Source organism: Brevundimonas sp. SS2672, assembly GCF_059579685.1.
The window spans coordinates 79,977-101,899 of sequence record NZ_CM184201.1 but is presented as its reverse complement, the minus strand read 5'-3'; the positions used below and the strand labels follow the sequence as shown (position 1 = coordinate 101,899).

The window sequence follows — 21,923 nt, the reverse complement described above, 5'->3', positions numbered from 1 at the left end:
GTTTCAACTGGCTTGGGCGGCAGCCGTAAACTCGATGATCAACACCAAGGACACCCCCGCTCACCCCGACGGGACACCGTCGCGCGATCGAGGGCTTGAAGAGGTTCGTCTGCGTCAGCAGGCGATCGGCGTGAAGCTGCGCCATATGTTCGACGAGGTCGTGAACGAGCCCGTCCCCGACGAGTTCCTCGAGATTCTCAGACGCGCGGATCAGGCGTCGTCCTCCAAGGAGGGACAGTGACCAGCACTCCATCCCGGCCCCCGTCGGCCGACGACGGCGCCTTCAAGGCCGAACTGGTCACCCTGATCCCCCATCTGCGCGCTTTCGCCCGTACCCTGACCGGCGACCCGACCTCGGCCGACGACCTGGCCCAGGAAGCCATGATGAAGGCCTGGGACGCGCGCGCCAGCTATCAGATGGGCACCAACATGAAGGCCTGGACCTTCATGATCCTGCGCAACCAGTTCTATTCGGAGAAGCGCCGCTCCTGGCGTCAGACCCAGCTGGACCAGGAAGCCGCCGAGCGCACCCTGATCGCCGTCGACGATCCCGAGGCGCCCGTCGCCCTGGACGAATTGCGCCAGGCGCTGCAGACCCTGCCCGAGGAGCAGAGGGAAGCGCTGATCCTCGTCGGAGCCGGGGGCTTCGCCTATGAGGAGGCGGCCGAAATCTGCCAGTGCGCCGTGGGCACGGTGAAGAGCCGGGTGTCCCGCGCCCGCAAGGCGCTGCAGGCCACGCTGGAGCGCGGCGGCTACACCCGCGACGGAAAGTCCGCCGGGGACGCGATGCGCTCCATCCTGGCCGACGCCGACAGGCTGAGCGGCTCCGGGCGGCGCTAGTCGTGCTGCGGGTCGGCCGGCTTCTGGGGCGAAAGCTCGGAAGACCCAGCGTGCAGGGAATCCGGTTCCGCCTCGGCGTCGCCATGGCCATCGCCCTGCTGCCGATCCTGCTGCTGGCCGCGATCCAGACCGAGGCCGGGTTTCGCCGCCAGGCGGCCGAGCAGCGCATCGACCTGCAACTGGCCGCCGATCGCAGCGCCGCTCACGCCAAGAACAATATCGACAGCACCGTGGTGCTGTTGCACGCCCTGGCTCCAGAGGGCGTCGGCTTCTACTGCGAGCCGCGCCTGACGGCCCTGGTCGATCGGATGGACAGCATCGTCGCCCTGGCCCGCTTCAGCCCCACGGGCGAGCCCGTCTGCGCCTCGCGCGACGCCCGCCCGCCCACGGCGGCCCAGGTCCGCGAACGGGCCTGGTATCAACGGCTGCGGCGCGGCGAGAGCGTGGCCATGGAATGGACATCCGGCCAGCCGAACGCCCTGCTGGTAGGGGTGCGTTCCGAACGTCCCATGGGCGCCTTCCAGGGCGCGATGGCCGCCGTCCTGCCGTTGTCGGCGCTGCAGCCGGACATTCGCGACCCCGCCCTGCCGCTCGGAGCCCAGGCCGCAGTGATCGATACTTCCGGCCGGGTGCTGACCGCGACCGACCCCGCGGCCTTCCAACTCGATGATCCCCAGGCGATCGCCGCCTGGGCCGCCCAGGCCGAGCGTGGCGACACCGCCCTGTTCGAGGCGAAGGACGCCCGCGGCCGTCGTCACGTCTATGCCGGGGCGCCGTTGTCGGGGCGCGACGTCTTCGTCCTGCTGTCCGCGCCCGCGCCCGGCCTGCTGTCGTGGGCGCGGCTGAATCCGTTCGGCACCCTGCTTCTGCCGCTGGGCGCCTGGCTGGCGACCTTCGCCGCCGTGATGCTGCTGTCGGAACGGATCGTCGTGCGCTGGCTCGGCTATCTGGAGCGGGTCGCCGCCATCTATGCGCGAGGCCGCTTCTCGGTCCGCCCCGTGCAGGCCGAGCACGCCCCGGCCGAGATCCGCGTCCTGGCCCGCACCCTCGGCGTCCTGGGCGACAACATCACCCGGCGCGACAAGGCCCTGCTGGAAGCCCTCGACGAGAAGGACGCGCTAATGCGCGAGATCCATCACCGGGTGAAGAACAACCTGCAGATCATCTCCTCCCTGCTGTCGATGCAGCAGCGGGCCGTGGCCGACCCCAGCGCCCGCGCGGCCCTGGGGGACACGCGCCAGCGGATCGCCGCCCTGGCCCTGATCTATCGCATCCTCTACCAGAGCGAGCATGTCCGCGAGGCCGACTCCGAGACCTTCCTGCGCGAACTGGTCGGCCAGTTGATCGCCGGCGAGGCGGTGCGCGGCCCCCTGGTGACCACGACGATCGAAGCCGATCCCCTGGTCATCGACCCCGACAAGCTGGCGCCCCTGGCCCTATGGGTGGTCGAGGCCGTCTCCAACGCCCAGAAGCACGCCTTCGCCGGGCGCGGCGGCGACCTTCAGGTGCGCTTCCGCGTCCGAGGCGACACCAGCGTCCTGGAGGTGCAGGACGACGGCCCCGGCGTGGCCGACACCGCTGCGGCCGGGGTCGGCCGCACCCTTATGATCGCCTTCGCCAAACAGCTGCGCGGCGAGGCCGAGATCGTCCCGGCGCCCGAAGGAGGCCTGATCGCCAGACTGACCTTCGCCACGCCGGAGGCGCACGGCGGCGCCCAGGTGCGCGAGGTGGCCGCCTTCCGTCTCAGCGGAACCGCCCCTCAAGCGTAGCGTTGTTTCCGGGACGGGCGCCGAGCCCGAAACCTTCAGGAGCTTCCTATGCGCAAACTCATCATTCTGGCTGTCGCCGCCGCCGCCCTGACCACCGCCGCCTGCAACACCATCCAGGGCGTCGGCAGGGACACCCAGGCCGCCGGACAAGCCGTCGAAGGCGCGGCCAGGGACGCCAAGAACTGATCCTTCACGGAAGGATCGACGCCCCCGGAACCCCGCCGCGCGCTTCGCCTGGCGGGGTTTTATTTTTCACTGGCGCGACCCTGGTCGCTTGTTTAGCGTCCCCGCGCCCTATGCCAGGGCCAGGACTTTGAAAATAACATGCGCGTCGGCTGCCCCCGAGAAATCAAGACCAATGAACATCGCGTCGGCCTGACGCCGGCCGCCGTGCGCGAGTACGTCGCCCATGGCCACGCCGTCGTCCTCGAGACCGGGGCGGGCTTAGGCGCGGGCTTTACCGACGCCGACTACGTCAAGGCGGGCGCCCGCATCGCGCCGGACGCCCGGACGGTCTTCGCCGGCAGCGACATGATCGTGAAGGTCAAGGAGCTGCAGCCGGCCGAGTTCGCCCTGCTGAACGAAGACCACATCCTCTTCACCTATCTGCACCTGGCTCCCGACCCCGAGCAGACCAAGGCCCTGCTGGCCTCCGGCTGCGCCGCCGTGGCCTATGAGACGGTGACGGACCGAAACGGCGGCCTGCCGCTGCTGGCGCCGATGTCCGAGGTGGCCGGGCGCATCGCCGTCTTCTCGGCGGCCGAGACCCTGCTCAAGCACAAGGGCGGCATGGGGCTGCTGTTCTGCGGCGTGCCGGGCGTGGCGCCGGCGCGGGTGCTGGTGCTGGGCGGCGGCGTCGTGGGACTGAACGCCGCACGCATGGCCATGGGCCTGGGCGCCGAGGTGGTGGTGCTGGAACGCTCCATCCCCCGCATGCGCCAGATCGACGAAGTGACCGGCGGCCGGGTCATCACCCGCTATTCCTCCCTGCACGCCATCGAGGAGGAACTGCCCAAGGCCGATGTGGTCATCGGCGCCGTCCTGACGCCGGGGGCCGAAGCCCCGACCCTGGTGCGCCGCGACCAGCTGAGGTCGATGAAGAAGGGCAGCGTCCTGATCGACGTGGCCATCGACCAGGGCGGTTGTTTCGAAACCTCGCGCCCGACCACCCACGACGATCCGACCTATGTGGTCGACGAGGTGATCCACTACTGCGTCGGCAACATGCCCGGCGCCGTGCCGCGCACCAGTTCGGAGGCTCTGAACAACGCCACCCTGCCCTTCGGACTGGCCCTGGCCGACCGGGGGCTGGACGCCCTGCGCGCCGACCCGCACCTGGCCAAGGGGCTGAACGTGCTGAAGGGCGAGATCACCCATCCGGCGGTGGGCCAGGCCCTGGGCATGGACTGGCGCGACCCCTTCGGCGTCTGGGCCGATACTCGGGCAAGGGGCTGAATCGCACCCACCTGTAATTCGCCGCGCTTCTGGGCCATAAGGCGCCCATGAAGTTCCTCGATCAGGCCAAGATCTATATTCGCTCCGGCAACGGCGGCGCGGGCTCCGTCTCGTTCCGTCGCGAAAAATTCATTCCCAACGGCGGCCCCGACGGCGGCGACGGCGGCAAGGGCGGCGACGTCTGGGTCGAGGCGGCCGATGGGCTGAACACCCTGATCGACTTCCGCTACCAACAGCATTTCAAGGCCCAGACCGGCCACCACGGCCAGGGCCGCCAGATGCACGGCGCCAAGGGCGAGGACGTGGTCCTGCGCGTCCCCGTCGGCACCCAGGTTCTGGACGAGGACAAGGAGACGGTGCTCGTCGATCTGGACGAGCCGGGCATGAAGGTGAAGCTGCTGTCCGGCGGCAACGGCGGCTGGGGCAACACCCGCTTCAAGGGGCCGGTCAACCAGGCGCCGCGCCACGCCAACCCCGGTCAGGACGGCCAGGAGCGCTGGATCTGGCTGCGGCTGAAGCTGATCGCCGACATCGGCCTGGCGGGCCTGCCCAACGCCGGCAAGTCGACCTTCCTGTCGGCCGTCTCGGCGGCGCGGCCCAAGGTGGCGGACTATCCCTTCACCACCCTGACGCCCAACCTGGGCATGGTGGACCTGAGCCCGTCGGAACGCTTCGTCATCGCCGACATCCCCGGCCTGATCGAAGGCGCCAGCGAGGGCGCAGGCCTGGGCACCCGCTTCCTGGGCCACGTCGAGCGGTCGGCCAGCCTGATCCATCTGATCGACGGCACGCAGGACGATGTGGTCGAGGCCTATCGCATCATTCGCGGCGAGCTGGAGGCCTATGACGAGGGTCTGGGCGACAAGACCGAGATTCTGGCCTTGAACAAGATCGACGCCCTGACGCCTGAAGTGCGCGAGGAAAAGGCTGCGGCGCTGGAAGCCGTCGCGGGTCGTCGCCCCATGCTGGTGTCCGGCGTCTCGGGCGAGGGCGTGACCGAACTGCTGCGCGCCGCCTGGGCCGAGGTGAAGAAGACCCGCGGCGAGGTCTCGGACGAAGGCGAGGACGTCATTCCCGAAACGCCGGGCGGCTGGCAGCCGTAATCCGTCACATGGCCGGATGACGGGGGCGTCGCCGCCCCCTATGTTCGCGCCATGACCGACGCGACCGCCGAAATCCCCGCCCGCTCCCTCACGCAAGACGGGCCGCCCTTGCGGCTGTGGATGATCGACGCCTCGGCCTACATCTTCCGCGCCTATCACGCCCTGCCGCCGCTGACCCGCAAGTCGGACGGCCTGCCCGTGGGGGCGGTGCAGGGCTACTGCAACATGCTGTGGAAGCTGCTGAAGGACATGAAGGGCGAGGACGGCCCGACGCACCTGGTCGCCGTCTTCGACCACTCCGAGAAGACCTTCCGCAACGATCTCTACGACCAGTACAAGGCCCATCGTCCCCCGGCGCCCGAGGACCTGGTCCCGCAGTTCCCCCTGGTGCGCGAGGCGACCAAGGCCTTCGGCGTCCACTGCGTCGAAATGGCCGGATACGAAGCCGACGACCTGATCGCCACCTATGCCTGCAAGGCGCGCGACGCGGGCGGCGAGGCGGTGATCGTCAGTTCCGACAAGGACCTGATGCAGCTGATCGGCGACGGCGTGGTCATGTACGACCCGATGAAGGACCGCCGCCTGGAAGAAGAGGCCGTGTTCGAGAAGTTCGGCGTCACGCCCGACAAGGTGGTCGAGGTCCAGGCCCTGATCGGCGACAGCGTCGACAACGTGCCCGGCGCCCCCGGCATCGGCCCCAAGACGGCGGCCCAGCTGATCCATGAATACGGCGACCTCGACACCCTGCTGGCCCGCGCGGGCGAGATCAAACAGCCCAAGCGCCGCGAGACCCTGATCAACTTCGCCGACCAGATCCGCCTGTCGCGCGAACTGGTGACGCTGGACTGCGAGGCGCCGATTCCCGAACCGATCGACGACTTCATCATCCGCGACCCGGATCCCGAGGCCCTGTCGGCCTTCCTGGAGATGATGGAGTTCAAGTCGCTGGCCCGCCGCGTCGGCGACGGCAAAACGCCGCAGAAGGAAGGCTCCGCCTTCACCCGTCAGCCGACGGCGCCGGTCGCCACGCCGCGCTACGGCCAGACCGAGGTCGCCGCCCCCGCCGAGACCCAGGCGATCGACCTCGACCGCTATGAGTGCGTACAGACCCTGGAAGACCTCGACCGCTGGATCGCGCGGGCGAAGGCGGCGGGCGTGGTCGGCTTCGACACCGAGACGGACGCCCTGTCCTCGACCCACGCCGGGCTGTGCGGCCTGTCGCTGGCGGTCGGTCCGAACGAGGCCTGCTACATCCCCCTGACGCATGAGCATGAACCGACCGGCGACGGCGGCCTGGACTTCGGCGACGGCGGCGACGCGCGCCCGCCCTTGCAGCAGATCGACAAGCCGACGGCCCTGGCCCGGCTGAAGGAGCTGCTGGAAGACCCGTCAGTGCTGAAGGTCGGTCAGAACATCAAATACGACCTCGCCGTCATGGCCCGGCGCGGCGTGCGCGTCGCCCCGATCGACGATGTGATGCTGATCTCCTACGTGCTGGAAGGCGGGCTGCACGGCCACGGCATGGACGAGTTGGCGCGCCTGCACCTCGGCCACGAGCCGATGACCTTCAAGAGCGTGGCGGGGACCGGCAAGAGCCAGAAGAGCTTCAAGCACGTCGAGCTGAAATCGGCCGTCTGCTACGCCGCCGAGGATGCGGACGTGACCCTGCGCCTGCATCGCCTGCTGAAGCCGCGTCTGGCGGCCGAGGGGCTGTCGAATGTCTATGAGACGCTGGAGCGCGGCATGCCCGCCGTTCTGGCCGACATGGAGCGGGCCGGGGTGCGGGTCGATCCGGACCGACTGCGCTCTCTGTCCTCGACCTTCGGCCAGCGCATGGCCGAGCTGGAGGAAGAGGCGCACAAGCTGGCCGGGCGTCCGTTCAACGTCGGCAGCCCGCGCCAGATCGGCGAGATCCTGTTCGGCGAGATGAACCTGCCCGGCGGCAAGAAGACCGCCAGCGGCCAGTGGGGCACCGACGCCAGCGTGCTGGAGGACCTGGCCCAGAACCATCCCCTGCCCCGCACCATTCTGGACTGGCGTCAGCTGTCCAAGCTGAAGGGCACCTATACCGACGCCCTGGTGGCGGCCATGGACCCGCAGACGAACCGGGTCCACACCTCCTATCAGCTGGCGGCGGCGACGACGGGGCGTCTGGCCTCATCCGACCCCAACCTGCAAAACATCCCGATCCGCACCGAGACCGGCCGCCAGATCCGTCAGGCCTTCATCGCTTCGCCGGGCCATGTGCTGATCAGCGCCGACTACAGCCAGATCGAGCTGCGCCTGCTGGCCCACATCGGCGACATTCCCGAGCTGAAGCGCGCCTTCAAGAGCGGTCTGGACATCCACGCGGCGACCGCATCCGAGATGTTCGGCGTGCCGGTCGAGGGCATGCCCAGCGAGACGCGCCGCCGGGCCAAGGCCATCAACTTCGGCATCATCTACGGCATCAGCGCCTTCGGCCTGGCCGCCCAGCTGGGCATCGACCAGGGCGAGGCGGGGGCCTACATCAAGACCTATTTCGAGCGCTTCCCCGGCATCCGCGACTACATGGACAGGACCAAGGCGCTGGTGAAGGAGCAGGGCTTCGTCACCACCGTCTTCGGGCGGCGCATCCACATCCCGGCCATCCACTCCAAGTCCGGCGCCGAGCGTCAGTTCGGCGAGCGCGCGGCCATCAACGCCCCGATCCAGGGCGCCGCCGCCGACATCATCCGCCGCGCCATGATCCGTATGCCGGGCGCCCTGCTTGATGCGGGCCTCCAGACCCGGATGCTGCTGCAGGTCCACGACGAACTGGTGTTCGAGGCCCCCGAGGCCGAGGCCGAACGCGCCGTCGCCGTGATCCGCCGCGTCATGGAGACCGCCGCCGAACCGGCCGTGGCCCTAAGCGTTCCGCTGGACGTCGAAGCCAAGGCCGCCGGCAACTGGGACGACGCGCACTAACTCCAACCAAGGATGACGACATGAGCCTGGACCCCGAAATCCGCGACAACGAAGAGGCCAAGCGCTACGAACTAGATGTCGACGGCGAGACCGCCGTGGTCATCTACAATCCCGTCGCGGGCGGGCGGCTGATCACCGAGACCATCGTGCCGGTCCCGCTGGAAGGGCGCGGCATCGCCAGCCGCATGGCCAAGCACGTCCTGGCCGATCTGAAGTCGAAAGACCTGCTGATCCTGCCGACCTGCCCCTTCTTCTCCAGCTATCTGAAGAAGCACCCGGAATACGCCGATCAGGTGCATCCGACCTATCGGGCCATGCTGGGCCTGTAGGGCATCGCTTCAAGCCCCGCCTCCTGCTAGGGCGGGGCGATGAAGTCTTCAGACATCGACGTCCTGATCGTCGGCGCCGGCGCGGCCGGCATGATGTGCGCCATCGAGGCGGGCAAGCGCGGCCGCCGCGTACGCGTGATCGACCACGCCCGCGCGCCCGGCGAGAAGATCCGCATCTCGGGCGGCGGGCGCTGCAACTTCACCAATCTGGGGACGAGCGGCGCCAATTTTCTGGGCGAGAACCCACGCTTCGCCCTGTCGGCCCTGCGGCGCTTCACCCAGCACGACTTCATCAAGATGGTCGATCGCCATGGCGTCGCCTGGCACGAAAAGACGCTGGGCCAGCTGTTCTGCGACGACAGCGCCAAGCTGATCATCCGCATGCTGACAGACGAGATGAAGGCGGCGGGCGTCACCCTGTCGCTGGGCCTCGGCGTCAAGGCGGTGGAGCGCGCGGGCGAGCGATTTCAGATCGATCTGGACGACGGATCGCGGGTGACGGCGGCCTCGCTGGTCGTCGCGAGCGGCGGCAAGTCCATTCCCAAGATGGGCGCCACCGGCTGGGGCTATGAGGTGGCGCGGCGCTTCGGCCTGCGCGTCACCGACACTCGGCCAGCCCTCGTGCCCCTGACGTTCGAGCCGGGCCTGCTGGAGCAGCTCAAGCCTCTGGCGGGCGTGTCAGTGGACGCCGTGGTGCGGCACAAGGCGCCCAAGGATGCGGGCGCAGGCCGACAGGCCAGGGAAACCGTCTTCCGCGAGGGCCTGCTGTTCACCCATCGCGGCCTGTCGGGGCCGTCGATCCTGCAGATCAGCTCCTACTGGCGCGAGGGCGAGGCGATCACCGTCGATCTGGCCCCCGACCGCGACGCCGCCGCCGAAATTCTGGCCGCCAAGACCGAGAGCGGAAAGCAGGCGGTCCACACGGCCGTCGGCCACGTCGTGCCGCGCCGTCTGGCCGAGGCCCTGTGTGCGCGCGAGAACCTGTCGGGCAAGCTGGCCGAGGTCGGCGACAAGAAGCTGCGCGCCCTGGCCGAGGGGATCAACGCCTGGACGGTCAAGCCGGTCGGCTCGGAGGGTTATCGCACCGCCGAGGTGACGCTGGGCGGGGTCGACACCGCCGCCCTGGATCAGCAGACGATGGAGGCCAAGGCCGTCCCCGGCCTGTTCTTCATCGGCGAGGTCGCGGACGTCACCGGCTGGCTGGGCGGCTACAACTTCCAGTGGGCCTGGTCGTCGGGCTGGGCGGCGGGCCAGCACTGCTGACGGCGTGAAAACAGAGCCTGCGGCGACGCGGCGCGTTGTCGCGCGGGCGGGCCCTCCCTACGTCTTTTCCTCTAGCGGGACGGGCCCCTCTGGCGGCGCTTAGGCGGCGTGATGTCGGACCGCTTCAACGACGAAAGAGGATGACGATGCCCCTGCTGATGTGCCCGAACGACAATGCGCCCATGCAGACGCTGGACCGCCACGGCGTCCAGTTCGACATGTGCCCGACCTGCCGCGGCGTCTGGCTGGATCGCGGCGAGCTGGAAAAGCTGATGGAATCGGCGACCAACGAAGGGCGCGCCACCGCCTACGTCGCACCGCCGCAACCAGCCCCTGCTCAGCCTCAGCAACCCTGGGGAGCCCAGCCGACCTATCGCGAACCGCCGCGTCATCGCGACGACCGCTATGACCACGACCGCCGCCGCGACGACGACTATCACCACCGCAAGAAGAAGAAGCGGCTGGATATCTTCGACATCTTCGACTGACGCGGAAAGAGCGATCAGGCGGCCAGGCCGACCGCCTGCATCAGGGGCCGCAGGGCCTGAGCCGCCTGCGGTTCGGCCCCCAGGGCCGCGCGGGTGTCGGGCGCGCGCATCAACCGCATCGCCTCGGCGCGGGCGCGCTCGGCGACCGGGCCGGTCGGACCGGTCTCGGCCGCCGCCAGACGCAGCAGAGCCGCGAGCTTCTGCGGGATCGGGACCGGCGCGCGGGCGATCTGCGTCGTCAGCCGGGCGTCGGCCTCGACCGCGCCTCCGACCATGCCCAAGGCGTCGACGATGGCCTGGGTCTCGCGCTCAGGCAGGCCGGCGTTGCGCACCGATCGCTGCAGGGCGACCAGCGACAGCAGGCGTTGTCCCGGCGGCGCGGTCTCCGTCGTCAGGCGCCCGCGCATCTCGGTTTCGAAGCGCAGGGAGGCTACGCAGGCGTCCAGCCAGCGCGCCGCCGCCCGCTTGTTGGCGCCGCCCGTGACGTTCTCGCACAAACGGGTCAGGCGCTCCGCCTCGGCCAGGACCGACGTGCAGTCGGCCACATAGGCGGCGACGAAATCGGCGGCGACCAGACTGCGCGAGCGTTCGATAAAGGCGGTCTGCACCTCTTCCAGCGTCAGCAATCGTCCCGCCGTGGCCGTCAGGGCGGTGGCCAGGGCGCGCAGGATGTCGATCTCGCCTACGGCGTCGCCGGGCCGCAGGCGGCGCTGGCTCATCAGCTCGCGCAGCACCATTCGCGCCAGGGCGGCCGCCAGCAGGGGGAATTCGCCCGCCGCCAGCCGCTCGCCCAGTCGCGCGGGCGGACCTTCGACCGGCGGCACCAGCAGGGCCAGGCGCGGATCATGAGCGAGAATAGCGCCGACCTCGCGCGGGGCGACCATCCGCACCGCCGCCGCCAGGCTGGAGCCCTGATCCAGGCCAGGGCCCAGAATCTGGGCCAGTCCCGCCCGCGAACCCAGCAGTTCGCACAGGATCTGTTCGACCGAGACGAACACCAGGGCGCGCGGAGCGCCCTCGACCGGCGCACGGTCGCAGATGTCCATCAGCCGCTCCAACCGCGCTCGCGCCCCGATCAGGCCGCGCAGAGACCCGGCCACCGCCCCGCCCATCAGGAAGGCCCGATCCGGCGCGCCGGCCAGCCCCTGCGCCAGATCGGCCACAGGCTGCGTCTCCAGATCAGCGAACGCCCTGTCGCGACCGGCCTTCAGCAGCCGCTCGATCGCCTGTTCGGCCAGGCGCTGATAGTGGCGCATCAGATCGTGCACCGACTGGCCGGGAACGGCCTGGGCCTCAGGCACGGCCACCTTCTGTATGGCGTGTTGCAGCTCCACGCCCGACGCCTCGAGCCGCTCCGCCAGATCCGGGCGATGCAGGAGTTCAAAAGCCGTCGCCGTCTGACGGGCCAGCCAGTCCTCAAGGACCCGGCCGATGGTTTCGCGGCCGTGAGGGGCGTAAAGGTCGTGCACGCCGCGACAGGCCGGGCCGCGCGGCTCGACCGGCGCCGGACGTCTGCGGTTCAGTTCGGGCGCGCCCCGCGTCAGGATGACGACGCTGGCGAACTCCATCGTCTCGGGGTCGAGCGTCTCCTTGGTGACGCGCACCGCCACGGCCTGGCGGTCGCGCATCAGGTCCTCGGCCGTCTCCATGGCGCGACGACGATCCTCCGTGGCCTGCGACAGGGACCAGTCGTCCGGTGGCGTGCGGCGGATGTAGATTTCGTAGTGGACAGGACCGGCCATGGCGCCTTCAGAGACAACAAGACGGCCATCCTGCCTCTTCAGGCTTTAAGGCGAGGTTTCGCCTTTTCCTCGCGCGGGTTGAAAGGCAGAGTCATGCGAACCATTTTGCAGTGGCCGTAAAGTCACCGCGATTGCATAGAACGGTTACGCTTGCCGCGCGTTACCGGATAAGGCGGCCGATCAGACGATCGCCCCGCCCGCACTAAGGAGAAGCCCTTGGCTAACATCACCCTGGTCGACGACGACGAGAACATCGTGGCCTCCGTCTCTCTGGCGCTGGAAAGCCACGGCCATAAGGTGACCGCCTATCACGACGGCGCCTCGGGCCTGGAAGCGCTGGAGACCAGTCCGCCCGACCTGGCCATCCTGGACGTGAAGATGCCCCGCATGGACGGCATGGAGGTGCTGCGCCGCCTGCGTCAGACCTCCAGCATTCCGGTCATCATGCTGACGTCCAAGGACGAGGAGATCGACGAGATTCTCGGCTTCAACCTCGGCGCCGACGACTACATCCACAAGCCCTTCAGCCAGCGCCTGCTGATCGAGCGGGTGAAGGCCCTGCTGCGCCGCGCGGGCGTGGAAGGCCTGGATCCGATCGACCCCGCCGCCGCCGAGGCCGGCAAGGCCATCAAGCGCGGCAAGCTGTCGATGGACCCGGCGCGCCACGAATCGACCTGGGACGGCCGGCCGGTGAAGCTGACCGTCACCGAGTTCCTGCTGCTGCAGGCCCTGGCCCAGCGCCCCGGCTTCGTGAAGAGCCGCGACAATCTGATGGACGCCGCCTATGACGATCAGGTCTATGTCGACGACCGCACCATCGACAGCCATGTGAAACGGATGCGAAAGAAGTTCCGCATGGTCGACCCCGAGTTCGACGCTATCGAGACCCTGTATGGCGTCGGATACCGCTACCGCGAGAGCTGAAGCCGAAGACGTCCCGGCGCGGCGCCGATTCCGCTTCGGCGGATCGCGCCTGGGCGGCTTCATCCTGGCCCTCAATCTCCTCAGCCTGCTGATCCTGTTCGGCGGCGCCCTGGCGCTGAACGAATGGCGGCGCGGCCTGATCGAGGCGCGCCAGGAATCCCTGGGCGTCCAGGCTGAGCTGCTGGCCAACGTCCTGGGCGAACTGGGCATCACCCAGGGCGACCCCTATCCCATGCTGGACGATCGCGCGGCCGCCCTGTGGCTGCGCGACAACTTCATTCCGGCCGGACAGCGCGCCCGCCTGTTCGACATGGACGGGATCGAGGTGTCCGATTCCTATCGGGTCAGCGACACCATTCCGGGCGAGCCCCTCCCCCCGGCCCATCCCGCGGGAACCGCCCTGGCGCCCAGCGAGCCGTCCGCGCGTGAGACCGCGCGCCTGGCCCGCGCCGATGCGGAACTGTCCGCCGAGGTCGAACGCGCCCTGCAGGGCGTGCCTCAGGCCGCCATCCGTCGCAATGAAGAGGGCGAACGGGTGGTCTCCGTCTCCCTGCCCGTGCGCCATGTGCAGCAGGTCCTGGGCGTGCTGACGCTGGAGGCGGGTGACGTCAACGAGACCCTGGCCGCCCAGCGCCGCGCCCTGACGCCTTTCGCCCTGGTGGCCCTGGCGGTGAACCTGCTGGCGTCCCTGGTTCTGCACCTGTTCGTGGCGCGACCGGTGATGCGTCTGTCGGCGGCGGCGGACCAGGTGCGGCTGCAGCGCGCCCGCGCCATCTCCCTGCCCGATCTCGAGGATCGTCGCGACGAGATAGGCGACCTGGCCCGCGCCCTGGAGTCCATGACCGACACCCTGTCGACCCGTATGGACGCCATCGAACGCTTCGCCGCCGACGTCAGCCACGAGATCAAGAACCCCCTGACCTCGATCCGCTCGGCGCTGGAGACCCTGCCGCTGGTCAAGACCGAAGAACAGCGGGCCCGCCTGACCAATCTGCTGCAACAGGACGTGCGGCGGCTGGACCGGTTGATCACCGACATCTCCAACGCCTCGCGCCTCGACGCCGAACTGTCGCGCGATCGCCCGCGCGCCATCGACCTGAACGAACTGCTGGGCGACATCATCGGCGTCTATGAGGCCGGGCAGAAGCCGGGCGAGCCGCCGGTGCGCTTCGCCTCGACCGCCGAGAACGCCCGCGTGGTGGGCCGCGACATTCCCCTGGGCCAGGTGTTCCGCAACCTGATCGACAACGCCCGCTCCTTCAGCCCGTCCGAGGGCGAGGTGCGGGTCCGCCTGGAACGCGACGACAGCCAGCCCGACCTTCCCCTGCGCATCCGCATCGAGGACGACGGCCCCGGCATCCCGGCCGAGAATCTGGAGACGGTGTTCGAGCGCTTCTACACCTCCCGCCCCAAGGGCACGGCCTTCGGCGCCAACTCGGGCCTGGGCCTAGCCATCGTGCGCCAGATCATCGACGCCCACGGCGGACGGGTCCACGCCGAGAACCGCACCGACGCAAACGGCGCCGTGGTCGGGGCCCGCTTTGAAGTGCGGCTGCCCGCGACCGGAAAACGCGTGTGACCCCGCCGCGCCAACCCCTGCACGCCACAGTCGCCGCCGTCCGCATCGACGACGCCTGGCGCGGCGTCCTGATCCAGGGGCCGTCCGGCGCAGGCAAGAGCGACCTCGCCCTGCGGTTGATGCAGGTCGGATGGAGGCTGGTCGGCGACGATTGGGTGGACGTCTTCGCCTGCGAAGGCGCCCTCTACGCCGCTGCGCCCGCGACCATCGCCGGACGGATGGAGGTGCGCGGCCTGGGCGTCGTCAGCCGCCCTTTCCTACCCTCGACGCGGATCGCCCTGTCGCTGCACCTGACGCATGGACCGGTCGAACGGATGCCCGAGGCGGCCCAGGACGTGATCGACGGCGTCGCCGTGCCGCGTCTGGTTCTGGACCCTCGTCCCGCCTCCGCGCCCCTGGTCGTGGCGGCCGCCATCAACCGCGCCATGAGGGCTGCGGGCCGGCGCGGCGACAGCGCTCTTTGATCCGCGCCGCGATTGCCCTATGAAACGAGGCTTGTCGCTCGTCGAGGCGAGCTGGGGATGTCTTTGGTGAAGCCTATATGATCGGGCTGGTGATCGTCACCCACGGGGGCCTGGCCTCCGAATTCCTGTCGGCGATGGAGCACGTGGTGGGGCCGCAGCGCGGCGTCGCCGCCATCTGCATCGGTCCCGAGGACGATATGGAGCGCCGACGCCGCGACATCGTCGACGCCGCCGCTGCAGTCAATGAAGGCGAGGGCGTCATCCTGCTGACCGACATGTTCGGCGGCACCCCCTCCAACCTCGCCATCTCGGTGATGGAGCAGACCGGCGCCGAGGTGATCGCCGGACTGAACCTGCCCATGCTGATCAAGCTGGCCAGCGTGCGCGGCCGTGAAAGCCTGGAAGCCTGCGTGGCCCACGCCCAGGACGCCGGCCGCAAATATATCTCGGTGGCGTCGTGGGTGCTGGCGGGCGAGAAATGAGCGACGTCGTCCCGTCCGCCCAGGCGACCCTGAACATCTGCAACCAGCGCGGCCTGCACGCCCGCGCCTCGGCCAAGTTCGTGAAGCTGGCCTCGGAGTTCGAAGCCGAGATTCAGGTGACGCGCGACGGGGTTACCGTGGACGCCCGTTCGATCATGGGTCTTCTGATGCTGGGCGCCGGGATCGGCTGCGGCGTCGAGGTGAAGGCCGAAGGGCCGGACGCCGCCGAGGCCGTCGCCGCCCTCACCGATCTTGTGGCGCGTCGCTTCGACGAGGATCAGTAGTCAGGTCCGGCGGAGTACGGACCACGCCGGCGCACTCGCCCTCCAGCGGCACCCTCACCCCGTCGCCCGAACGATCGGTGCGATCACGGAACAGGGCGGCGCGCGCCAGGATGATCAGCGTCACCGGCGTCGTCACCGTAAAGAAGACGGCCACCAGCAGTTCGACCGGCATGAACTGCCCCTCGGCCGCGGTGAAATAGACCACCGACCCGCCCAGGATCAGGAACATGCCGAGCGTCGCCCCCAGCGTCGGGGCGTGGACTCGCTCATAGAAGGTCTTGAGCCGCACCAGGCCGAACGCGCCCAGGAAGGTCAGGGCGGACCCGGCCAGAACCAGACACGCCGCCAGCAGGGCCGCCCAGGCCGGGACGTTCGCGGGAAATCCGGTCATTCGATCACCTCGCCGCGCATCAGGAATTTGGCCAGGGCGACCGAGGAGGTGAAGCCCAGCATGCCGATGATCACCGCCGCATAGAAATACAGGTGGCTGCCCGTCCGCACCCCGAAGGCGACGACCAGCAGCATCCCCGCCTGGTAGAGGGTGTCCAGGCCCAGGATGCGATCCTGGGCGCGCGGCCCCTTGGCGATGCGCCACACGCCGATCAGGGCCGCCCCGGCCAGGAACAGCTGCGCCACGACCAGCGCCCAGTAGAAGACGGCGCCGCTCATTCGAAAATCTCCATCAGACGGCGCTCATAGCGATTCTTGATGCGGTCCGCCCAGTCGTCGCCAGCCTGAAGGTCGAGGATATGCAGCAGGAGCACGCCGGTCGCGTCCTCGTACTCGACCCAGATGGTGCCGGGGGTGCTGGTGATGATCACGGCCAGCACGGCCAGGCCGTATCGATCCCGCATCTCCAGCGGGATGTGCACAAAGCCCGAGACGCGATTCTCGCGCGAGGCGTTCAGCCCCAGGATGACCAGGGCCACCTCCCAGTTGGAGCGGATGATGTCGCGCGTGACGACCAGGGCGAAGCTCAGCAGGGTCAGCGGCCTTCTGACCCGCACCGGCTCAACCTCAAGAGCGCGCATGATGTGGGGCGCGGCCAGGGCCATCAGCAGGGCCAGGGCCATGGCGGGCGCCGCGACCGACCCGCTGAGCAGCAGGGAGGCGCCGAACAGGGCCAGCGACAGGATGGGGTGAGGCAGAACCGCCCGGATCATGAGCCGCCTCCCAGCACCGCGCGGACATAGGCGTCGGGGCGCACCAGCCAGTCGGCCGTGTGGTCGGCATAGGCGAAGCCCGCCTCGCCGAAGATCGCCAGGAAGATGCAGGCCGCCAGCAGACCGGCGATGGCCACGCCCTCGGCCGCGCCGACGACGACCGCCGGCTCGGCGTCGTCGTCCCGCGCCCACAGGGCCGCCATGCCCAGGCGCGTCAGCCCGATCAGGGCGCCGAGCGAGGCCAGGGAAAGGGCGGCGATCACCCCGTAACCCGCCCAGCCGGCGAGGCCTGACAGGGCGTCCATCATGGCCAGCTTGCCGATGAAGCCCGCCAGCGGCGGCAGGCCGGCGATCATCAGGGTCGAGATCAGGAAGGCGCCGCCCAGGGCCGCCACGGCGGCCGGAATGACCAGGCCGGGCTCATTGCGCTCTTCGTCGTCGAAGGGATCGATATACTCGTCCTCGAAGACGGCGCGGCCCGAGCGCGCGCCGGGGTCCTGGCCCCGGTTCAGCACCTCGGCCAGCATGAACAGGGCGCCGCAGGCCAGGGTCGAACCCACCAGGTAGAAGACCGCCCCGCCCAGGACGTCGGCGTTGCCCGTGCCCGCCGCCGCCAGCACCGTGCCGGAGGAGACGATGACGGCGTAGGCGGCGGCGATCGACAGGTCTCGCGCGGCGATGATGCCGGCCGTGCCGAAGCCGATGGTCGCCAGACCGCCCAGCAGGATCCACAGTTGCCCGAATCCGGCCGAAGCGCCGCTGTCCGCCGCGAACAACAGGAAGCTGAGGCGGATGATCACATAGGCGCCGACCTTGGACAGGATGGCGAAGACGGCGGCCGCCGGGGCGCTGGCGGCCGAATAGGTGGTGGTCAGCCAGAAGCCCAGCGGCCACATGGCGCACTTGGTCAGGAAGGCCACGCCCAGGATCGCGGCGCCGACGTGGAACAGGCCTCGGTCCGCCTCGGCGATCTGGGGGATGCGCACGGCCAGGTCGGCCATGTTGAGCGTGCCGGTGACGCCGTAGATCAGGCTGACCCCGATCAGGAACAGCATGGAGGCCGTCAGGTTGACGGCGATATAGGCCAGGCCCGCCCGAATCCGCGCCTCGCCCGAACCGTGCAGGGCCAGGCCGTAGGAAGCCGCCAGCATGATCTCGAAGAAGACAAAGAGGTTGAACAGGTCGCCCGTCAGGAAGGCGCCGTTGACCCCCATGACCAGCAACAGGAACAGGGCATGGAAACGCGGCCCCGCCCGGTCCCATCGCGCCAGAGCGAAGATCATGGAGCAGGCGCCCAGCACGCTGGTCAGAGCCACCATCAGGGTCGACAGGCGGTCCGCCACCAGGACGATGCCGAACGGCGCCGGCCAGTCGCCCAATTGATAGACGCGCGCGGTGTCGCCCCCGCCCGTGGCGCCGGTGGCGCTCTCATGCAGCAGGGCCAGGGCCATGGCCAGGATGGCCGCCATGGCGAAGAGGCTGAGGCCGCCCTTCAGCAGACGGCGGCGCTCGTCGAACAGCAGCATGGCCGCCGCAATGACCATGGGCAGAACGATCGGCCCGATGATCAGATGTTCCTGCCAGTCGGTCATTCGGGCGCCTCCTGGCCGTCGACGTGGTCGCTGCCGGTCTCGCCGCGCGAGGCCAGCAACACCACCAGGAACAGGGCCGTCAGGGCGAAGCTGATGACGATGGCCGTCAGCACCAGGGCCTGGGGCGTCGGATCGGCGTAGAGGGCCGGGTCCTCGGCGCCCTTGCCGGTGATCGGCGCAGCGCCGGAACGCAGCCGCCCCATGGAGAAGATGAACAGGTTGACCGCATAGGAGACCAGCGACAGGCCGATGATGACCTGAAAGGTGCGCGGGCGCAGCATCAGCCACACCCCCGAGGCGGTCAGAACGCCGATGGCCAGGGCCAGGACGATCTGGGTCATTGCGCCCCTCCCTTCTGCTCGGCTTCCGCTTCGGCCTCGGCCTCCTCTATGCGCGCACGACGCAGCGACTGGTGCGCCAGGGCGACCAGGATCAGCACGGTGGCGCCCACCACCAGCACCACCACGCCTAGGTCGAACAGCACGGCGCTGGCCAGGGGCACGCGACCCAGCAGCGGCAGATCGGCGTACTGGAAGTAGCTGGTCAGGAAGGGTTGATCGAAGATCCAGCCCACGGCGCCGCTGATCGCGGCGATCAACAGGCCGACGCCGATCCAGATGATCGGGCGGATCTCCAGCCGCTCCTCCACCCAGCGGGCGCCGGACGACATGTATTGCAGGATGAAGGCGATCGACAGCGCCACCCCCGCCGCGAAGCCGCCGCCGGGCAGGTCATGCCCGCGCAGGAAGAGGTGCACGGCCAGAAGGATGATGAAGGGGAACAGCCAGCGCATCACCACCCCGGGGATCATCATGGTGTCGCTGAGGGTGTCGCCTTCGCTGCGGCCCTCACGAGCGCGGTCCGACGCATCCTGAACCCGCTTCTGCATCGGCTGGGACAGGCTGTCGCTGGCCGGACGGAAGCGACGCAGCAGGGCCAGAACCGTCAGGCCGACGACGCCCAGGACGGTGATCTCGCCGAAGGTGTCGAAGGCGCGGAAGTCGACCAGAATGACGTTGACGACGTTGCGGCCGCCCGCCTCCTCATAGGCCCGCTCGACGAAGAAGCGCGACACTCCCTCGACCGGCGGGCGCACCATGACGGCCCAGGCGATCAGGGCGGCGCCGGCCCCGGCGCAGATGGCGATCACCCGGTCCAGCCGACGACGCCAGCGGGCGCGGCGCTGCTCGGACTCGGGCACATGGATTTCGGCCAGGCGCTTGGGCAGCCAGCGCAGGCCCAGCAGCAGCAGCACCGTCGTCACCACCTCGACCACCAGCTGGGTCAGGGCCAGGTCGGGCGCCGACAGCCAGACGAAGGTCAGGCAGCTGGCCAGGCCCGCCCCGCCCATCAGGATGACGGCGGCCAGGCGGTGATATTTGGCCTGCCAGGCGGCGGCCAGGGCGCAGGAGCCGCCCGCCAGCCACAGGGCGGCGAAGGCCAGGTTGTGCGGCTGGGGAACACGGAACTCAGGCCAGGTCAGGACGAATCCGCCCGCCGCCGCCACAGCCGCCGACAGCAGGGCCGTCAGCAGGATCAGCCGCAGCTGCGGCTGCAGGCGCTGCGCGCCCAGATGGCGCACGATCCACTGCGACAGGTCCATGAGGATGACCTGGGACCTTTCGAACAGATAGCCGCCGTTCAGCCGCTTCATGCCCCACGGGCCGCCGCGCGGATTGGCGTTCAGCGCCTTGCCGAACACGACATAGAGGCCGATCCCGCCCGCCATGGCGATGACGCTGAGCAGCAGCGGCAGATTGAAGCCGTGCCACAGGGCCAGGCTGTAATAGGGCAGGTCGAAGCCGAGCATGGTCACGGCCGCGCTGCGCAGAAAGGGCCCGACGGTGACCGCCGGGAAGACCCCGACCAGAAGGCACAGGGCCACCAGCACCTCGACCGGACGCCGCATCCAGCCCGGCGGCTCGTGCGGCACACGGTCCAGCTCGGTCGGCGGCGGGCCGAAGAAAGTCGTATGGATGAAGCGCAGCGAATAGAGGACGCTGAAAGCGCTGGCCAGGGTCGCCAGCACCGGCAGGGCCTGGTTCAGCGCCGAGGTCTGGGTGCTGGCCAGGGCCTCGGCCAGGAACATCTCCTTGGACAGGAAGCCGTTCAGCAGGGGCACGCCCGCCATGGCGGCCGCGGCGACCATGGCCAGGGTGGCGGTGATCGGCATGAAGCGGATCAGGCCGCTGAGCTTGCGCATGTCGCGCGAGCCGGCCTCGTGGTCGATGATGCCCGCCGCCATGAACAGCGAAGCCTTGAAGGTCGCGTGGTTGATGGTGTGGAAGATGGCGGCGATGGCGCCCAGGTCCGACCCCAGCCCCAGCAACAGGCAGATAAGGCCCAGATGGCTGATGGTCGAATAGGCCAGCAGGCCCTTCAGGTCGTGCTGGAAGATGGCGCACCAGGCGCCGACCAGCAGGGTCGTCAGCCCCAGGCCGCCGACCACGAAATACCACATCTCGGTCTCGCCGAAGACGGGCCAGAACCGCATCAGCAGGAAGACGCCCGCCTTCACCATGGTGGCCGAATGCAGATAGGCGCTGACCGGCGTCGGCGCCGCCATGGCGCGCGGCAGCCAGATATGGAACGGAAACTGGGCGCTCTTGGTCAGGGCGCCGATCAGGATCAGACCCAGGGCGACCGGATAGAGGGGGCTGGCCAGGATGACGTCGCGCGCGGCGATGACGGCGTCCAGCTCATAGCTGCCGACGATCCGGCCGATCAGAATCATGCCGACCAGCAGGGCGACCCCGCCGGTGGCGGTGATGGTCAGCGCCATGCGCGCGCCCTCGCGCGCCGAGGCGTTCTGGTGCCAGTAGCCGATGAGCAGGAAGGAAAAGAGGCTGGTCAGCTCCCAGAAGACGACCAGCTGGATCAGATTGCCCGACAGCACCACGCCCTGCATGGCGCCCATGAAGGCCAGCAGGAAGGAGAAGAAGCGCGGCACCGGATCCTTCGGCGACATGTAGTAGCGCGCATACAGGACGACGAGCGCGCCGATCCCCAGGATCAGGGCGCTGAACAGCCAGGACAGGCCGTCCAGGCGGATGGTGAGATTGACCCCAAGCGACGGCAGCCACGCAAGGGTCAGCTTCAACACCTCGCCGTCCTGGAACCTGGGCCAGAGCACCGCCAGACAGCCGACGCTGATCAGGGCGATGATCCACGACAGAACGGCCGCAGAGGTCCGCGCATGACGCGGCAGCCCCGAGGCGATCATGGCCCCCAGAAAGGGCAGGACGAGAATGACGAGCAGGAGGAAGCTGGCGGGCACGGGCGTGTCGATCATCTCCGATGGGTTGTGGGGCGGCGCCCGAAAGACTGCGGATCGCGCCTTTTCGTTCTGCCAGAGTTTTTCCTAAGGGAAATGACGCGCTTGCGTCAAAGCGACGAGTTGGCGCGATTGTGACCGTAGCAGGAGCGATTGAGGCGCGAAAACCATCACATTGCGCTCGACAATCATTGTCAACACGCACGGGCGCGCCCGCAGATGCGGA

General features: G+C 69.1%; 22 protein-coding genes. 15 read left to right on the top strand and 7 right to left on the bottom strand.

Translation table 11 applies throughout. The annotated features are described in order from the left end of the window. The first annotated feature begins 34 nt into the window (after positions 1–34). The 10 genes from nepR (at position 35) to AC52GN_RS00420 (ending at position 10,193) form a co-directional block, all read left to right on the top strand. The gene (nepR, locus tag AC52GN_RS00465; RefSeq protein ID WP_291778589.1) at positions 35–241 is read left to right on the top strand and encodes an anti-sigma T factor NepR; all 207 of its coding nucleotides are present in this window, start codon (positions 35–37) and stop codon (positions 239–241) included. Beyond that, the gene (locus AC52GN_RS00460) at positions 238–840 is read left to right on the top strand and encodes a sigma-70 family RNA polymerase sigma factor (RefSeq protein ID WP_312219402.1); all 603 of its coding nucleotides are present in this window, start codon (positions 238–240) and stop codon (positions 838–840) included. Before nepR ends, AC52GN_RS00460 begins: the two co-directional genes overlap by 4 nt. A gap of 50 nt (positions 841–890) precedes the next feature. Beyond that, positions 891–2,609, top strand: coding sequence for a sensor histidine kinase PhyK (phyK, locus tag AC52GN_RS00455; protein WP_496527834.1), 1,719 nt, complete (start codon positions 891–893; stop codon positions 2,607–2,609). 48 nt (positions 2,610–2,657) lie between these two features. Continuing rightward, positions 2,658–2,795, top strand: coding sequence for an entericidin A/B family lipoprotein (locus tag AC52GN_RS00450; RefSeq protein ID WP_003169829.1), 138 nt, complete (start codon positions 2,658–2,660; stop codon positions 2,793–2,795). Between the two features lie 138 nt (positions 2,796–2,933). Further along, on the top strand, positions 2,934–4,064 hold the full coding sequence (ald, locus tag AC52GN_RS00445; protein WP_496527833.1) for an alanine dehydrogenase: 1,131 nt from the start codon (positions 2,934–2,936) through the stop codon (positions 4,062–4,064). A gap of 47 nt (positions 4,065–4,111) precedes the next feature. Beyond that, positions 4,112–5,167 carry a GTPase ObgE gene (gene obgE / locus AC52GN_RS00440; protein WP_496527832.1) on the top strand — a complete coding sequence of 352 codons (1,056 nt, stop codon included), beginning with the start codon at positions 4,112–4,114 and terminating at the stop codon, positions 5,165–5,167. Between the two features lie 51 nt (positions 5,168–5,218). Then, entirely contained in the window at positions 5,219–8,113 is a 2,895-nt protein-coding gene (polA, locus tag AC52GN_RS00435) for a DNA polymerase I (RefSeq protein WP_496527831.1), read from the top strand. A gap of 20 nt (positions 8,114–8,133) precedes the next feature. Next, positions 8,134–8,442, top strand: a complete 309-nt coding sequence (locus AC52GN_RS00430) for a GNAT family N-acetyltransferase (protein WP_343831615.1) — start codon at positions 8,134–8,136, stop codon at positions 8,440–8,442. A 39-nt stretch (positions 8,443–8,481) separates the two neighbouring features. Then, positions 8,482–9,705 carry a BaiN/RdsA family NAD(P)/FAD-dependent oxidoreductase gene (locus AC52GN_RS00425; protein WP_496527830.1) on the top strand — a complete coding sequence of 408 codons (1,224 nt, stop codon included), beginning with the start codon at positions 8,482–8,484 and terminating at the stop codon, positions 9,703–9,705. A gap of 146 nt (positions 9,706–9,851) precedes the next feature. Further along, complete coding sequence (locus AC52GN_RS00420; RefSeq protein ID WP_496527829.1) at positions 9,852–10,193, top strand: TFIIB-type zinc ribbon-containing protein; 342 nt, start codon at positions 9,852–9,854, stop codon at positions 10,191–10,193. A 14-nt stretch (positions 10,194–10,207) separates the two neighbouring features. Here AC52GN_RS00420 and AC52GN_RS00415 read toward each other — a convergent pair whose 3' ends face one another. Continuing rightward, positions 10,208–11,935, bottom strand: coding sequence for a hypothetical protein (locus tag AC52GN_RS00415; protein WP_496527828.1), 1,728 nt, complete (start codon positions 11,933–11,935; stop codon positions 10,208–10,210). A gap of 216 nt (positions 11,936–12,151) precedes the next feature. Here AC52GN_RS00415 and chvI point away from each other — a divergent pair, with 216 nt between their 5' ends. From chvI to AC52GN_RS00390, 5 genes are all read left to right on the top strand, one after another. After that, a complete protein-coding gene (gene chvI / locus AC52GN_RS00410) occupies positions 12,152–12,859 on the top strand; it encodes a two-component response regulator ChvI (protein WP_291778555.1) in 708 nt (235 codons plus the stop codon). Further along, on the top strand, positions 12,828–14,438 hold the full coding sequence (chvG, locus tag AC52GN_RS00405; RefSeq protein WP_496527827.1) for a two-component sensor histidine kinase ChvG: 1,611 nt from the start codon (positions 12,828–12,830) through the stop codon (positions 14,436–14,438). The genes chvI and chvG overlap by 32 nt, the downstream gene beginning before the upstream one ends. Continuing rightward, positions 14,435–14,902 (top strand): HPr kinase/phosphorylase, encoded by a 468-nt coding sequence (locus AC52GN_RS00400; RefSeq protein WP_453989865.1) that lies wholly within the window; start codon positions 14,435–14,437, stop codon positions 14,900–14,902. The genes chvG and AC52GN_RS00400 overlap by 4 nt, the downstream gene beginning before the upstream one ends. Before the next feature lie 77 nt (positions 14,903–14,979). Next, complete coding sequence (locus AC52GN_RS00395) at positions 14,980–15,384, top strand: PTS sugar transporter subunit IIA (protein ID WP_025976949.1); 405 nt, start codon at positions 14,980–14,982, stop codon at positions 15,382–15,384. Continuing rightward, positions 15,381–15,668: an HPr family phosphocarrier protein gene (locus AC52GN_RS00390; protein WP_291778539.1), complete on the top strand. Its 288-nt coding sequence runs from the start codon at positions 15,381–15,383 to the stop codon at positions 15,666–15,668. Before AC52GN_RS00395 ends, AC52GN_RS00390 begins: the two co-directional genes overlap by 4 nt. Here the strand turns inward: AC52GN_RS00390 and mnhG are convergent. From mnhG to AC52GN_RS00360, 6 genes are read right to left on the bottom strand one after another with little or no spacing between them, the layout of a single operon-like run. Further along, positions 15,628–16,059: a monovalent cation/H(+) antiporter subunit G gene (gene mnhG / locus AC52GN_RS00385; protein ID WP_291778536.1), complete on the bottom strand. Its 432-nt coding sequence runs from the start codon at positions 16,057–16,059 to the stop codon at positions 15,628–15,630. The genes AC52GN_RS00390 and mnhG overlap by 41 nt on opposite strands. Then, on the bottom strand, positions 16,056–16,337 hold the full coding sequence (locus AC52GN_RS00380) for a K+/H+ antiporter subunit F (protein WP_291778532.1): 282 nt from the start codon (positions 16,335–16,337) through the stop codon (positions 16,056–16,058). Before AC52GN_RS00380 ends, mnhG begins: the two co-directional genes overlap by 4 nt. Continuing rightward, positions 16,334–16,831 (bottom strand): Na+/H+ antiporter subunit E, encoded by a 498-nt coding sequence (locus tag AC52GN_RS00375; RefSeq protein ID WP_496527826.1) that lies wholly within the window; start codon positions 16,829–16,831, stop codon positions 16,334–16,336. Before AC52GN_RS00375 ends, AC52GN_RS00380 begins: the two co-directional genes overlap by 4 nt. Continuing rightward, entirely contained in the window at positions 16,828–18,423 is a 1,596-nt protein-coding gene (locus AC52GN_RS00370; RefSeq protein WP_338577724.1) for a monovalent cation/H+ antiporter subunit D, read from the bottom strand. Before AC52GN_RS00370 ends, AC52GN_RS00375 begins: the two co-directional genes overlap by 4 nt. Next, positions 18,420–18,764, bottom strand: a complete 345-nt coding sequence (locus AC52GN_RS00365; protein WP_312218705.1) for a Na+/H+ antiporter subunit C — start codon at positions 18,762–18,764, stop codon at positions 18,420–18,422. Before AC52GN_RS00365 ends, AC52GN_RS00370 begins: the two co-directional genes overlap by 4 nt. Beyond that, on the bottom strand, positions 18,761–21,715 hold the full coding sequence (locus tag AC52GN_RS00360) for a monovalent cation/H+ antiporter subunit A (RefSeq protein WP_453989872.1): 2,955 nt from the start codon (positions 21,713–21,715) through the stop codon (positions 18,761–18,763). Before AC52GN_RS00360 ends, AC52GN_RS00365 begins: the two co-directional genes overlap by 4 nt. Positions 21,716–21,923: the final 208 nt, after the last annotated feature.